Raw genomic sequence first — 13,152 nt, 5'->3', positions numbered from 1 at the left:
TCCTCCGATTTTGCTTCAAGAGCTCGCTGACTCGGGCATCTTTGATGCCTCTCTGCCCAGTTGGCTCGCTCGTTGCCGCTCCTACCGATTTGGGAGGGAGGCGTCCATTTCATTTTCCGAGGTCGCACGCGCCTCATGATGATGTCCGGATCGGGCGCCTCATCGTTTGCAACGGCGTGCGGACGGGCCGCCACCAGCCGATTGACCGAGGTCACCACGACCACCGCCCCAGCGGGACATCGCCGGCCCGGCGGACCAGGCCAGGAGCTTACAAAATAAGGTCAGGCCGGCGCGTGGCCCCAGTCGAACGACGTGCCATCGACCCAAATGCAGTGGAGGATCACTGCGATCTTGCGGGCAATGGCGACCTTTGCCTTTTTCATACCGATGCGCTTCGCCAGCTTCATTCCCCAGGCCTTGAGGGAAGACCATTTTTTGGTCCGATAGAGAAGGACGGTCGCTGCCTCGAACAAGTAAGTTCGGAGAAGCCTGTCGCCCCATCTGGATATCTTGCCACTAGTGTCTGTTTCACCAGACTGGTTGCGCCGAGGTGTGAGGCCGAGATATGCGCCGACTGCCGAGGCCGATCGGAAGCGGGACGGGTCATCGATCGTATGGCGGAACGTCAAGGCAGTCACCACGCCAACACCAGGGACCGTCATCAGGCGACGCGTCGTCTCGTCAGACTTCGCCAATCGGCGGACCTCGTCGTCGAATTTGCTCTGCTGCTGGCAGATATGCTCATGAATCGACAGGAGCGGCGCGATCACGTTGAAGAGTTGATGATCTTCGCCCAATAGCTCGCCGACCTGGTTACGGAACTGTTGTCCAATCGCGCGAGGGAAGAGTAACCCACATTCCTTGATCAGACTGCGGACCTGGTTCTCAATATCCCGGCGTATGGATACAAGGCGGAATCGCGCGAAGGATCGATCGAACCTTCTGGCTCTCCTCGCTCTTGATCTTGACTTCTCGATACCATCCAACCCGCACCAGTTCGGCAAGGCCCCGAGCATCATTCCGGTCGCTCTTGTTCATGCGGACCGACAGTGCTGCGTGTGCATGCCTAGCATCGATGCAAACGACGGGGAGTTCAACCCTCCGAAGCTCGTGCCAAAGCCAGCTTGCCATCGCGCCCGTCTCAAAGCCGATGCGCTCCGCCAATGGCGCATGTTTACGAAGCAGCTTGGACAGATCACCGGGATCAGATTTGGCCTTTCCTTCAAAAATCGTTTGACCAATCTCGTTGACCACGCAAACCGAAGTCTCTCTTTGCGAGACATCCAGGCCGACATATTGCCTCATGACAGCTCCTACGAATCGCTTGATTGCGAGAGCTCGACGATAACGGAGCTTTTGGGCCTCGCACGCTGACCGCAATTACGTCATCGTTTGCAATTTTGGCTCTGACGCAATTTTGATGCAGCTCCGATTATTCTGCGCCGATTAGTCTGGCTTGAAGCAGATCGATTTTCCCTCGGCCATACATCTGACGTCTGACGAGCTTGAGGCGTGTGATTTGACCTTCAGTCTGCCCGTTCGACCAGGGCGAAGTAATTGCCGCCCGAACCGCCGCTTCATCCTTGGTCACGCCGTTGGCGAACGAAGCGACAAGACTAACGCGGGCGCGCTCGATCCATGAAGCGAGCGCCATGTCGGCCTTGCGACGGATCATCGTGTGGAATTCGGTGATTATCTCGCGGGCATCGACCAGGCTTGGAACGCCAAATTCGATCGCCGCGACCGTGACGGCCTCCGCTTTCGTCAGCAAGTCCCGGCCGATTGTCAGAAAGCGTGCGATCGTTCTGGCCGACGGAATCCGCTGAAGGTTTTGCGTGTCGGCCTTTTCAGCCCGTCGTCTGCGGGTGGCCCACTCGCTGATCACGCGAAGCGAGCCTCGGAAACCTCGCGCCTTCAGGCGACGCCAAAGTTCAGCTCCGTTTCGACAGCCGGACGCCCATTGATCGTCAAGCCATGGCAAATGCACGTCCAACGAACTTTCTCGGGTCCGGAAGACATCGTTGCGCTCACCGCGGATCACGTGCCGAACCAGCTTCCTGCTATGGCCAGTTTGGCGCACGATCTGCTTGATAGGTAAGCCATTCTTCGAAAGAGACAGGATGGCCGCATTGGTCTCCTCGCGGCGAAGATAGCCCTCATACTGGATCCGCTCGGCGGCTGTGAGCAGTTTGGGATCGATCGTGGTCGCACCGATGACGGTGCGTATCTGTCGCATCGATTTGCGGACGGCATCAAGGAAGGCTCGGCTGGCATTCTCCATCAGATGCCAACGATCCGCGACCTGTACCGCGTGCGGCAAGGCCTTTGCTGCCGCTTGCCATAGCCTCCGCCACGATCGCGGGCGACGATCGAGATCGCAGGATGGGCAGCAAGCCAGGCTTGGGCGGTCGCAGGCTCCCGATCCGGCAGCAAGGTGACGACCCGGCGGCGTTCCAGGTTGCAGATGATACTGGCGTATCGGTGATTGCGACGCCAAGCCCAATCATCAATGCCGATAACTCGGAGCGGATCAGTCGGCGGGCGGCTACGGCGCCGGACGACGCGCAGCAACGTATCCTTGCTCACCGGGAGCATCAGCCTTTTTGCGAAGCCTGCCGCTGGTCGACCACCAAGCGCCAGGCCGAGGTGATGAACGATAGACTCCATCCTTGCAGTACGCCGCGCCGATGGAGCCAGCACCCCTTCGGCAAAGCGCTCGGTGAAGATTTGGCGCCCGCATGTGACGGCATCGCAGCGGAAGCGGCGGGCGATTACCAGGAGCTGGACGATCCGCCCAGAGAGCGGCAGATCGGTCACGCGTCGTCGATACCGGCTATGGACACGTCGGGAAACCGTTCCGCACGATGGACACAGACCGACACTCCCCAGCGCCCGGACCGCAATAACGGCCTTATTACCTTCGAAGTATGCACTCTCTACAACAAACCCACTCGGCACCAGATTGGAGCGCTGGAGTGCCTGCTGCATGGCGCTGATTCTCCCCCGATCAAAGCGCCAGACATCCCCCCAACTGCATCAAAAGTGAGTCAGAGCCAATATTGCAGGCCGAATGACACCCTGATCGACGGCAGCGCACTTTCCAAGGTGCAAAAGCACGTTGGCAGCGATGGGCGAGGCTTCACGATCGATTTTACGTGCCGCCGCAGAGCAATGATAAACATCTCTGCGGCGGTTTGGGAGCCTCATAGTTCGAGGCCACGCTCTGCGAGCACACGGTGCATGACCTCGCCTTTGATCTCGCCAGCGATCTCGTTTCGGACTTGGGCTCCGAGCACCCGCTCGGCATCCGGATCGCCTAGAAGACCATGCTCAACCAGTCGCTGATTCAAGCGGGTTTGAAACTCCTCGCCCATGGCTTCGACGAGCCGTTCTTGCATCGCTTCATATTCATCAGGAGCGATTCGTCTCAGCACCGTCTCCCAGGGTTGCCAGCGCGTTGCCATGTAGTCGGTAAACTGGTTCGCTTCTTGCTCGCGAACCAATTCCAGAGCGCGCGCCGCATCGTCGGACGTCACGTGAGAAACCGTCAGAAAGCGCATGTCAGGGGCGACGTGGATCAGCTCCAGCGGCTCGCGTAGAAGATGTTGATAGGCCAAGTAGACTTCGACGTCGTCTACGTTTGGATGCAGGGTGAGGAGCGAGTTCACCCGGTCGCGCGCGATCCCGTCCAGCGCCTCCAGGAGGAACGCAACGCGGCCGCGCTGGATCAGTTCACCTAGGCGGTCGTCGTATACCCCGTCCTCGACATCAGCGTTAAGGCGCGCGGTCTGCATACCATTCCAGTGCAAGGTGACACGATCCTCGCAACTCGCGTTGGCCTCGGAAGCCTGTGTGAAAAATTGCTCGCGCAGTCCTGGATTTGCCGCTGCCTGGCGCAGATCATCAGCCACCGCCTGCCGAAACTCGTCATTGCCGTAGTTCACGGTGCCTCGTAGCCTCTCCAGGAACTGTGCGTAGTCTTGGGCGCCGGGCTCATCCGCGAAGTGCTGCCATTCGGCCAGCGCGGCCGGGTCGTCTGCGAGCCAGTGTGCGGCAGCCTCATGCAGGGATTGCTGCGCAAGCTGCGGTGGCGCTCCAGCTGCCGCCAGATGAGCGAGGACGTCGTCCGGCAGCGCGTTATCCCCCAACTCGAGGCTCTCCAGATGCGGGTAGTAGACGCTATTATGCGGTACAAGAGCATCTAAAAGGCCTTCAGGCAGGCTGGTCAGCCGGTTACCGCTGACATTGAGTGATTGGAGCGTGCTCGGAAGAGGGTCGGGCAGGTTGGCCAATTGATTGCCGCTGACATTGAGTTCAATGAGCCACGAGGGGAGGGACTCCGGGAGGTCGGTCAGCTGATTGCCACTGACCGCAAGCGAGATGAGCCCGCTCGGGAGAGCGTCCGGCAGGCTGGTTAGCCGGTTATCGTTTGCGTTCAGCATCTCGAGGCCGGCCGGAAGGTTTGCCGGCAGACCGGTCAAGCTGTTGTCAGCGACCTCCAGCTCAGAGAGGGTCGCCGGAAGATCGTCCGGCAAACTGGTCAAGCGATTATGGCTAATGAGAAGATGCTGGAGGCCGGGTGGGAACATAGCTGGCAGGCTGCTCAGCTCGTTGCGCCTGGCGCGCAGTTCCAGCAACCTTGGCGGCAGGGCGGCGGGCAGAGCGGTCAGCGAGAGCGAAGACAAATCCAGCGAGCGCGAGCCTGTGTTATCCGAATTCCTGATTCGTCGGCGCCCCTGTCGCCTATTCTCCGCTTCGCCCTGCGCCTCTTCGGCGACCCAATTGTCCAGGATCTGCGCCCGCGCGGAGGCTGCGGTCCGATACCCTGTCAAGGTTTCGACCAAATTCGCCACGGCACGATTGAAGCCGCCGAAGTAGCTTTCCTGGTCCGCGTCTTCAGAAGGCGCCGAGGAAGAACCTGCACTCCACTGCGCCTGTCCCGTGTTCATCAATTTCTCCATCGTCAGAATAGGAATAGCCCCCCGCTTCTCAAGCTCGCGAAGCGGGTGGTTGCGCGGCGCGATGGTCATTCGACCGCCGGTGCACGTGCTCTGCGGCTCCCGCCCGGCTTAAGTGGGTACAGGTTCACACGAGCCCGACTGCGGCAAAGGGATCGATACTGCGCGAGTTCGCTGCCCTCGTGGACCAGATAAGCCCGGGGGCAGTCAACGGGGTGGCGTAACGTTCTGCCGTTAGCAGGCCGACCTGTCAATCAGCTGACGAGTGGCGCTGCAGAACCTCAGAGTTGCTCAGGTTGGCACTGATGAGCGAAGCAATCCAGCTTGCGGGTAAACCGGTCAAGCTTCGCAAAGACCAGCTCGACACCGACTGCGTATGCATCTGAGAGGGGCGCCGTGAGCTTGGCCGTTCGGACCGCCTGCGGCCCTTGGCTTCCAGCTACTCGGCCGAAAAGGCTCCGCTGGCCTTCCAAGATAAAGCACCATCGCGGCTCTGGCGCTCTATACTCAAGCCGCGGGCCCTTGGCATCCGCAGAAACGTGTAGGCGGAAGATAACTTCCCGCGGCTGCGATCGATTCACTTCCCATAGCGGCACAGAAATTGAGCTCCGGCGTCGATGCCATCGCAGCCTTACGGCTATAGGTCTGTCAGCTTGTCGAAAGATAAGTGGCCTAGGTCCTAGAGCGCGTTGTGACGGGCTAGGTTGGCTCAGTGTTGTAAGGGGAGTGGAATGGATCCTTTTGAGGCAGGACGGATTGGGCGCAGCGGTGGCATTCCTGCTGCATCTTCCGGACAACAGGGCCAGCAAAATGGAATGGAGGCACAATGGGATGCAGTCGTAACGGGTTTCGCAGAAAACTCCGGGCATTCAGCCCATGCGGCAGCCGAAGAAGGCGAGGCGCTTGAGAATTGGGCTGCTGAACAGGACCTGGGTCCTCTCGAGGACCGGGAAGAAGCCGCGAGACGGGTCAATAACGTGGGCGAAGACGCCATACTGGATCTCGAGTCGCTGTCCCTTACCAGTCTGCCCAGACTTCCAAGCCAGATCGTTGTGCTCGATGTGCCCTTCAATCGGCTTGCGAATTTGCCTGACGAACTTCCTGCTTCGCTCCAGCGTCTCAATGTCAGTGGCAATCAGCTGAGCAGACTGCCCGCGCTGCCAAGCGGGCTCAGAGGCCTCGACGTAAACTCCAACCGGCTGGAGAGTCTCCCGAGCGTACTGCCTGCCGGGCTCCAGTTTCTGTCCGCCAACCACAATCGGTTGCCAAACCTGCCCGAAGGCCTCCCTTCTTCGCTGCGATTTCTCCACGCCAGCCACAATCATCTAACAAATCTGCCAGAGCTCCTTCCTGCTACGCTCCGGTATCTCGATGTCAGCGAAAACCAGCTGACGGAGCTGCCTCAGACTCTCCCCGCTTCGCTCGAGTTTCTCGACGCGAGCCTAAACCAGTTGACTAGTTTGCCCGAGGACCTACTGACGGGGTTGGGCGCCGGCACCACCATAGTGCTGACTGAAAATCCGTTATCCGAGCACGTGCTGACGGACCTGAATACAGTCTTAAGCGCGGAGGGTTATGCCGGTCCAACGGTCCATCTCTCGCGCGCCGACGAAAGTGAAGCGTCCGAGACAGACGATGAGCAGGGGGAGGCCCTCGCTGCAACGATTGCAGAATGGCTCAAGAGCGATCCACAGGTGGGCGATCGGGAGGTGCTCGCCGCTTGGCAGAACTTTGCAGAAGAGCCGGGAGCCCGGGAGTACGGGCTCTTCCTCGGCAAGCTGTTCAATTCCATCAACTCTAGCAATGAAGGATTCCAGCAATCGGTGGCCAATGATCTGCGGCAGGCGGCAAAAGACCCGCAATTGCGTGCGCAGTACTTTCAACTGGCGTGGGATGCCAACCAAAGCTGCGAGGATCGTAGAACTTTAACGTGGAACGGCATGCGGACCGCGCGCCTCATCGCAAAAGTCGAGAACGGCTTCTATGACGACAAGGCACGACTTGCCGATCTCGTCGATTTGGGGCGCGTCATGTTCCGCATGGACGCGCTCGAGGCGATTGCGCGCGAGAAGGCTCACTCTCTCGGCTCGGCTGACGATGTCGAAGACATCGAGGATATTGAGATCTTCCTTGCCTATCAGAACAAGCTGCGCGAGCGGCTGGGCCTGCAACACCTCGCACCGGAGATGCGCTTCTTTGAGGTCTCTGGCGTCACCGACGCCGACGTTGACCGCGCAGAGACATCCGTGAGGAACAGGGAGGCGGTTGAATTTGCCGACTACTTAGCAATGGACTGGCAGCCTTGGGACGATGTGGTGCGTCGCATCGCACCTGAAGACCACGCCAAGGCGCAGGACCAGCTCATTGATGCAATGGGGACGGAGTTCGACAGCAGACTGGAGCAACAGCTCGCCGACCAAGGGTTGACCGGGGCTGAAGCTGACCTGGTTGAAGATGCCAAGCGAACGTTGGGCCCCGCAATTCGCAAAGAGATCGCCCGTGAGATCAAGGGGGCTCTTAGAGACAAGGTGCTCAATAAGCACGGCCTCACCCTATGAGCGGCCTTTGCCCTAGACTCTGTTATTCTGTTGCACCTCTGGTGGAGAAGCCAGCGTTGCTCCTGTTTATTATGCTGCCACTAGATGCTGGTCAGGTAGACGCTTGGAGCAGACTGGCTGCTAACTCTCTACTGAGGCTCCTATGCCCAATAGCTGGTTCGTCAGCGATACCCACTCTCCATGCGGAGCACACAGACGTTTATCGGCCAGGCCTGCAATTCAAGAGAAGGTCAAGCCGGCTTATTCGCGCGCGTTTCGATCTCCGCGCAGCGGTGCATCAATTGGTCAAACGTGTCCGGCACATCTAACAACAACCCGTCATCAATCATATGCTGGTAATCCTGCTCCAAGACGGTTCGGGACTCTCCTTCGGGAACAAGATTCAATGCACCGCCGACGGCCACACGATAATCGATGACCGAGCCCGTAGCGTCCTTTTCTGAGAAAAACCACGACTTGTGTTCTGCGACAATCCCAGCCAGCTTCCGGTCTTTCAGACCCTTCTCTGCTATACCGGCCTCGTCCAATCGTACAAGATCGTACCAATGGCGCGCAAAGCGCTCGCCCTTCAATTTGCCCTGAACGCAAAAAACATGGATTGCAGTAGCCTTCTCCCAGAAGGTACGCTCTGCCTTCATCGTCTTCGGCTTGGCCGTCGGAAATTTGAGCGTCTCAAGATATTGGGCAGCATCGCAAACGACGTCATGAACTTCGCTCGGCTCGCCCGTTGATCGTGCGCCGAATTCGAGCATGACAGCGGAGCTCACATAACCGCTGCCGGTTTCCAAGGGATGGTAGGTAACAAAGATCTTGTCGTCCTTGGCTTCAGCCTTTGCGTTGAGCTTATCTTCCTGCAAGCGTTGATTGAGAACGGGTAACGCTTTGTCTCTGACCCAGATTGGAAGACGCTCTCGAGCATGGGCGCTCCACTTCCTGCCCTGACTACGATTCTGGGGAACAGGATAATCCTCGTTTGTATTCACGAGATCAGGTGCGATCGCCCGGATGTCGTAAGTGAGATCGACATCTTCCGAGAAACGGCGGATTGCGCCGTATGCCTTTGAGAGGGACGTTCCGCCCTTGAAGACGAGATGCTCGCCCAACGGCGAGGAAAAGAGCGTGTCCAAACACCAGACGACCCAAACATCCTTTTCAAGCAGATGGGCCGGCCGTCCGGAGTTTGAGGCAGCAACACCGAGCGCCTCTCGACGCTCGGTGTCTGATAGATTTAAGAACTTATCCGACACGCAGTTCGCTTACCGGTTTAGCAAGCCAAGTTGGTAATGAAAAGGCGGCGGACTTCAGCTCGCTCACTTCAACCGGAGTGAGTTTCTGGCTGACGGACCGCAGCGCTTGTCGTGCCGTCTTGGGACCAATCCAGGCAAGCGCGCGCACCACCTCACCTGCTCGACGGTTTGCGAGAGCCAGCTGCCAACCGGGCGCATGCTTGAGCTCCACGATCTGCTTGCCGAGGTGAAGCTCACGAGAAGGACCGGACGTCAGATAAACCTGGCGAACAGGGACCTGCGTTGTCAAACCGAGACGGTTAGCTGCCGCAGCTCCGCTGGACACAATGGTTTCACCGCTACGAACCTTGGTCTCTTCGACGACCTTCTCAACCGACGGAGCTCTAACTCCGAAACGGCTTTCGACCGGCCGCAAATAGACCCCTCGCCTCGCGCGCAGGAGCTTTCCTCGCTCGGTAAGACGCGAAAGAGCCTGATCGACGGCAGCCCGCTTTCCAAGATGCAACAGGGCCTTGGCAGCAATGGGCGCGCCTTCGGGCAGTTCTTTGGTGAATTCTAGAATTTGGCTGCTCAGCGGGGTCATGGCACATACTCCAGTGTCAGAAACATAGGAGGACTTCTGACACTCTACAAGAGCTAAGTTACGAAACAATTTTACCATAACATCAATGACTTACCAGCATCGTCCCGAATCGGTCCTTTTGAGCGAGCCAAATAGAGCACATTCCGGCCCCGGCCACTCCTAGGCCGTCCTCAACCCGGTTCGTTGTCTCAGCCCGCCAGGTGTTTGCGGCCCTAGGTGTCTGCGGCCTTCTCCCAATGCGACGGATCATCGGCTGCCAAGGCCATCCATACATGCATCCGAGCTTCAAATACGTGTTTTTCGATGCGCTCATCTTCAGCTACGTGGTCTTTCTGGCGAACCACAGTCGCCAGCGATCCGCTCGCGCTCCGGACGGCATGGTTCGAGTAATCGACAATTGCCACGGACATCAGAAGAAGCGATCCAAAGCCGGCCATCAATCGACCTGTGATTTTGATGTTTGCAAACACTTCTTGTGGCTCTCCGCTAAAGGGTGGTTGTCTTACCTTGAATGGACTTGTGCAGCGATCGCATCGCCTGGCTAGGAACGTCAGCCCTAAAGGCTGGAAGATTTCCGTTTGGCGAGAGCAAGCTCTCGCTCGATTAGATCGAGATCGGTTTCCAGCCTGGCCCTAGCTGAAGCATCGGCAATCTTGTGTATGGCCGCTCGTATCTGACGATGGTTCTGCTCCAGCGTTGCGATCGCACGCTCGATCGTGAGCTTGGCGCTGGCGCGGGCGGCTTTGAGCCGCTGATTTGCACCTCGACCGGAATCACATGGCATTGCGAACGGCGCTAGTGGCGCGTCACGCTTAGCAATTGCCATCGTTTGTATTGCCCGCATGGGCGCACCAGGTCGACGAAACTCCACGACATTGAGCATTTCGAACCTCGACCAAAGTGTCTCAAAAATACGAGCGCGCAGTCATGCGAATGGTTCTGCGGATAACTCGACATACATGCGCAGCGGCTGCGTGTTCGCTCCGGTTGTAAGTCGGCCAAAGTTAACAAATTTCTTTAAATGCAGTCGTCCGCTTTGCGCGCATCAACGACTGACTGCATACCTCGTCTTAGATTTGCGGGGTGCACTGGCAGCACGAACGTTGAATAACCGCGCCCACAGCCTAAGCTGTGCAGAAAATCTTCATGGCGGGCGGAAAAACGCACTCACAACGCATTATAGTATCTCCGAGCATGTACCACGTGGGTGCAAGCGGTTAATCCTGCCACCGACACCCGACAAAAAATTATTGCGTTGCCGACAGGCAGTCGACGAAAGCAGTGAATTGACCGACGCATTCAGTTTGGAAGTTAGCGACCAATTTCGAAGCAGCCCGACGGCCGGGCTGCCCCCTCATGGTCGGCGACCGCGCCGCATACCACGCGGCATGCAAGCCTATGTCTCTCGATATGACTTCTTGCTGCGGGGAAGCTAGCTAGTTCGGCATCCGATGATGAGACGGTGCAGGCAGACCTGCAGGCGATGGGGGCACTTGTACATAACGGGCAGAAAGGTCCCGGGGATCGCTGCGCCGGTCTTCCGGATGCAAAGCAGTTGTTTGACGGGTTGCCAGCCGGAATCGCCTCGCAGGCCGAGCGCCATGCCCTAAGGGGGTCCTGCTCTGGTCCGCCGGATCACCGCAGATACCGATCTGCAAATAAGAATACGGGCGACGGCGCGACAGGCAAACGCGACACCTTCGGTCAAGGCGACCTTCTGGTCTCTATTGGGCAGGGCTACCGGCGGCAACGATGATTTGCGCGGGCAAAGCCGCGGAGGGAGAGTTTGAATCGATCATGGGCTTCGACTTAATGACGAACTCGCACCGATTGCTATTTCACGTGTTGGCCGAGGCTCGCTTTATAGATTCGCAGAACTGTTTCGTACAGAAGCGTGAGGTCCGGGCTCTGCAACTTTTCGGGCAAATACAGTGCCGCTGCCGACAGCCAATCGCCGCCGCTGCGGGCCGGCAGTCCTGCATGCGCATAGGGGTGCAACTCCGACAGCAAGCTGGTTGTGCTCATGCACGATGTCTGAAATGCTCTCCTGCCCGATCCTCAAGGACGGATATTCGCTGAGTGATCGACACGATCATTTCGTCTCGCTTGTTTTGGGTCATGCATTCCAGTACCCGACGACGGCATAATCGAGATCCAATTTCTGATTCACGGTGCATTTCCCGTCGTCGCCAAAGGCGCGAGGGCTCGAAAGCGGTTGTCCAAAGGCGACATCGCCGCGCTGGGTGACGCTTCGGCACCCGATGCTCTGAGGCAATTGGTGATAAACTGGTGTTGCATGGGATCCAGCTGCACCAACCCGCCCCGCAAACGAATTGTCTCGACATAACCATATAGAGCTGCATCCGGGACGTGGACCAGCGCCTTGCCAAGCACCTCCTACGATCCCGGCTGCCGTGCCAGCGCCAGCATCCACCCGCTCCAACAGCGAATCGTTCGAGACTTTGCTGAGTAGGCTGGTGAGCCGGGGCTTCTTCAGCGGCGGCGGATGCTGTGACTTGCGTTGATTCGTGAACGAGTGGCTCCGAATGCCTTTGAAATCGAGACAATGCGCTTTCTGTTTCGCTACGAAGACGGAAGACTTTCAGAGCTTCTAAACAGGATTAAGAAGACGCCGCTCGCGTTCCTCGCGGCGCAGATTACCGCCGAGCATTGCCTTCGCTTGGCTTTTGAGAGCACTCCCCCCGTGCCGTTCAAGACCTCCATGTCCAGAACCCGACAGCAAATTGCCTCTGAGTCGATCTGAAATTTCAAAGAGATGATGGTCTGAATCAAGCTCGCGAGCCCTGGCACGTCGATTGCTAGGACGTGCCTGCTACATCATGCCACTAACTAGACGCAGAGGCCGAGTCAGACCGAACTTGCCGTCAACCAGGTCACAAGCATAGAAGCGGCGCTGTTAACTGCCGCTCCGCCAACGGAGCCAGGTCATGTTGATCGACACATCCGAAATCTTCGCCTCCATTCGTATCAATAAGCAGAAAGCGCGGGAGCGCCAGACCGCGGCGCTATGCGAATGGCCTGGTTGCCAGAACAAGGCTACCCATCCCGCGCCCAAGGGCCGCGAGAATGCGCGCGCCTATTGGCGCTTCTGCATCGACCATGTTCGCCAATACAATCAGTCCTACAATTTCTTCTCGGGGATGGACGCTGAAGCGGTCGCGCGCTACCAGAAAGACGCGCTGACTGGCCATCGTCCGACCTGGAAGATCGGCGAGAACATCAGCGCCCGCAAAATAACCGGCAGCACTGCCAATTACGAGGACGACTGGCATGCCCTCTGCACGCTCGTCGAGCTGAACGGACGCGCCGGTGCCCGCCAGCGCGCGGAGGCCAAGCCCGGGGCGCGCAAGATTTTCAATGCCGAAGGCAAAGCGTTGCAAGTGATGGGCCTGAATGCCAATGCGACGCTCGGCGAGATCAAGGCGAAGTACAAGGCGTTGGCCAAGCGGCACCATCCCGATGCCAATGGCGGCGACCGCTCCACGGAGGATCGCCTGGTCGAGATCATCAAGGCCTACCAGTACCTGAAGACCGTGGTACGCGCGAGCTAGCCCGAACGTCTCAGTGGGCTTCAACGGCGCATCGGAAGTGGCGGACGGAACCACCCAGAGCTTTGCTCTGGCTACGCGGCAGTTTGACTTCGCTGGCTAACGCTTTCGGCCGAGCATGGCGAACAATCGAATGATGAGCGGTTCGTTTCGTTCCGCGCAGCGATCAGGAAGAAGGGCAGGAAAAAGGATACAGCAAGACCGTGCGCACGTGGCGGCTGCCGGCCCCAGCGGTGA

The 13,152-nt window shown here is 58.4% G+C and carries 8 protein-coding genes and 2 pseudogenes; 2 read left to right on the top strand and 8 right to left on the bottom strand.

The window, feature by feature from the left end:
- Positions 1–281 precede the first annotated feature (281 nt).
- From OWC48_RS44225 to nopM, 3 genes and pseudogenes are all read right to left on the bottom strand, one after another.
- A pseudogene (locus OWC48_RS44225) lies at positions 282–1,305 on the bottom strand (IS110 family transposase).
- Between the two features lie 127 nt (positions 1,306–1,432).
- Positions 1,433–2,988: pseudogene (locus OWC48_RS44220) on the bottom strand (ISL3 family transposase).
- A gap of 215 nt (positions 2,989–3,203) precedes the next feature.
- A complete protein-coding gene (gene nopM, locus OWC48_RS44215) occupies positions 3,204–4,949 on the bottom strand; it encodes a T3SS effector NEL-type E3 ubiquitin ligase NopM (protein WP_282525657.1) in 1,746 nt (581 codons plus the stop codon).
- Positions 4,950–5,689: 740 nt separating this feature from the next.
- On the opposite strand from nopM, the gene OWC48_RS44210 reads away from it, so the two are divergent.
- Positions 5,690–7,516: an NEL-type E3 ubiquitin ligase domain-containing protein gene (locus OWC48_RS44210; RefSeq protein WP_282525654.1), complete on the top strand. Its 1,827-nt coding sequence runs from the start codon at positions 5,690–5,692 to the stop codon at positions 7,514–7,516.
- A gap of 230 nt (positions 7,517–7,746) precedes the next feature.
- Here the strand turns inward: OWC48_RS44210 and OWC48_RS44205 are convergent, their stop codons facing one another.
- From OWC48_RS44205 to OWC48_RS44185, 5 genes are all read right to left on the bottom strand, one after another.
- Positions 7,747–8,763, bottom strand: coding sequence for a nucleotidyl transferase AbiEii/AbiGii toxin family protein (locus OWC48_RS44205; RefSeq protein WP_282525653.1), 1,017 nt, complete (start codon positions 8,761–8,763; stop codon positions 7,747–7,749).
- Positions 8,753–9,346: a DUF6088 family protein gene (locus OWC48_RS44200; RefSeq protein ID WP_282525652.1), complete on the bottom strand. Its 594-nt coding sequence runs from the start codon at positions 9,344–9,346 to the stop codon at positions 8,753–8,755. Before OWC48_RS44200 ends, OWC48_RS44205 begins: the two co-directional genes overlap by 11 nt.
- Positions 9,347–9,558: 212 nt before the next feature.
- Positions 9,559–9,816: a hypothetical protein gene (locus tag OWC48_RS44195; RefSeq protein WP_282525651.1), complete on the bottom strand. Its 258-nt coding sequence runs from the start codon at positions 9,814–9,816 to the stop codon at positions 9,559–9,561.
- Between the two features lie 86 nt (positions 9,817–9,902).
- Positions 9,903–10,229: a hypothetical protein gene (locus OWC48_RS44190; protein WP_282525650.1), complete on the bottom strand. Its 327-nt coding sequence runs from the start codon at positions 10,227–10,229 to the stop codon at positions 9,903–9,905.
- A 950-nt stretch (positions 10,230–11,179) separates the two neighbouring features.
- A complete protein-coding gene (locus OWC48_RS44185; protein WP_282525649.1) occupies positions 11,180–11,371 on the bottom strand; it encodes a hypothetical protein in 192 nt (63 codons plus the stop codon).
- 923 nt (positions 11,372–12,294) lie between these two features.
- On the opposite strand from OWC48_RS44185, the gene OWC48_RS44180 reads away from it, so the two are divergent.
- Positions 12,295–12,918, top strand: coding sequence for a J domain-containing protein (locus OWC48_RS44180; RefSeq protein WP_282525648.1), 624 nt, complete (start codon positions 12,295–12,297; stop codon positions 12,916–12,918).
- Positions 12,919–13,152 lie beyond the last annotated feature (234 nt).

Origin of the sequence: Bradyrhizobium sp. Arg816, from assembly GCF_029989365.1 — a bacterium.
Classification (GTDB): domain Bacteria; phylum Pseudomonadota; class Alphaproteobacteria; order Rhizobiales; family Xanthobacteraceae; genus Bradyrhizobium.
The sequence above is the reverse complement of the archived record's forward strand: the minus strand, read 5'-3'. Positions and strand labels throughout refer to the sequence as shown.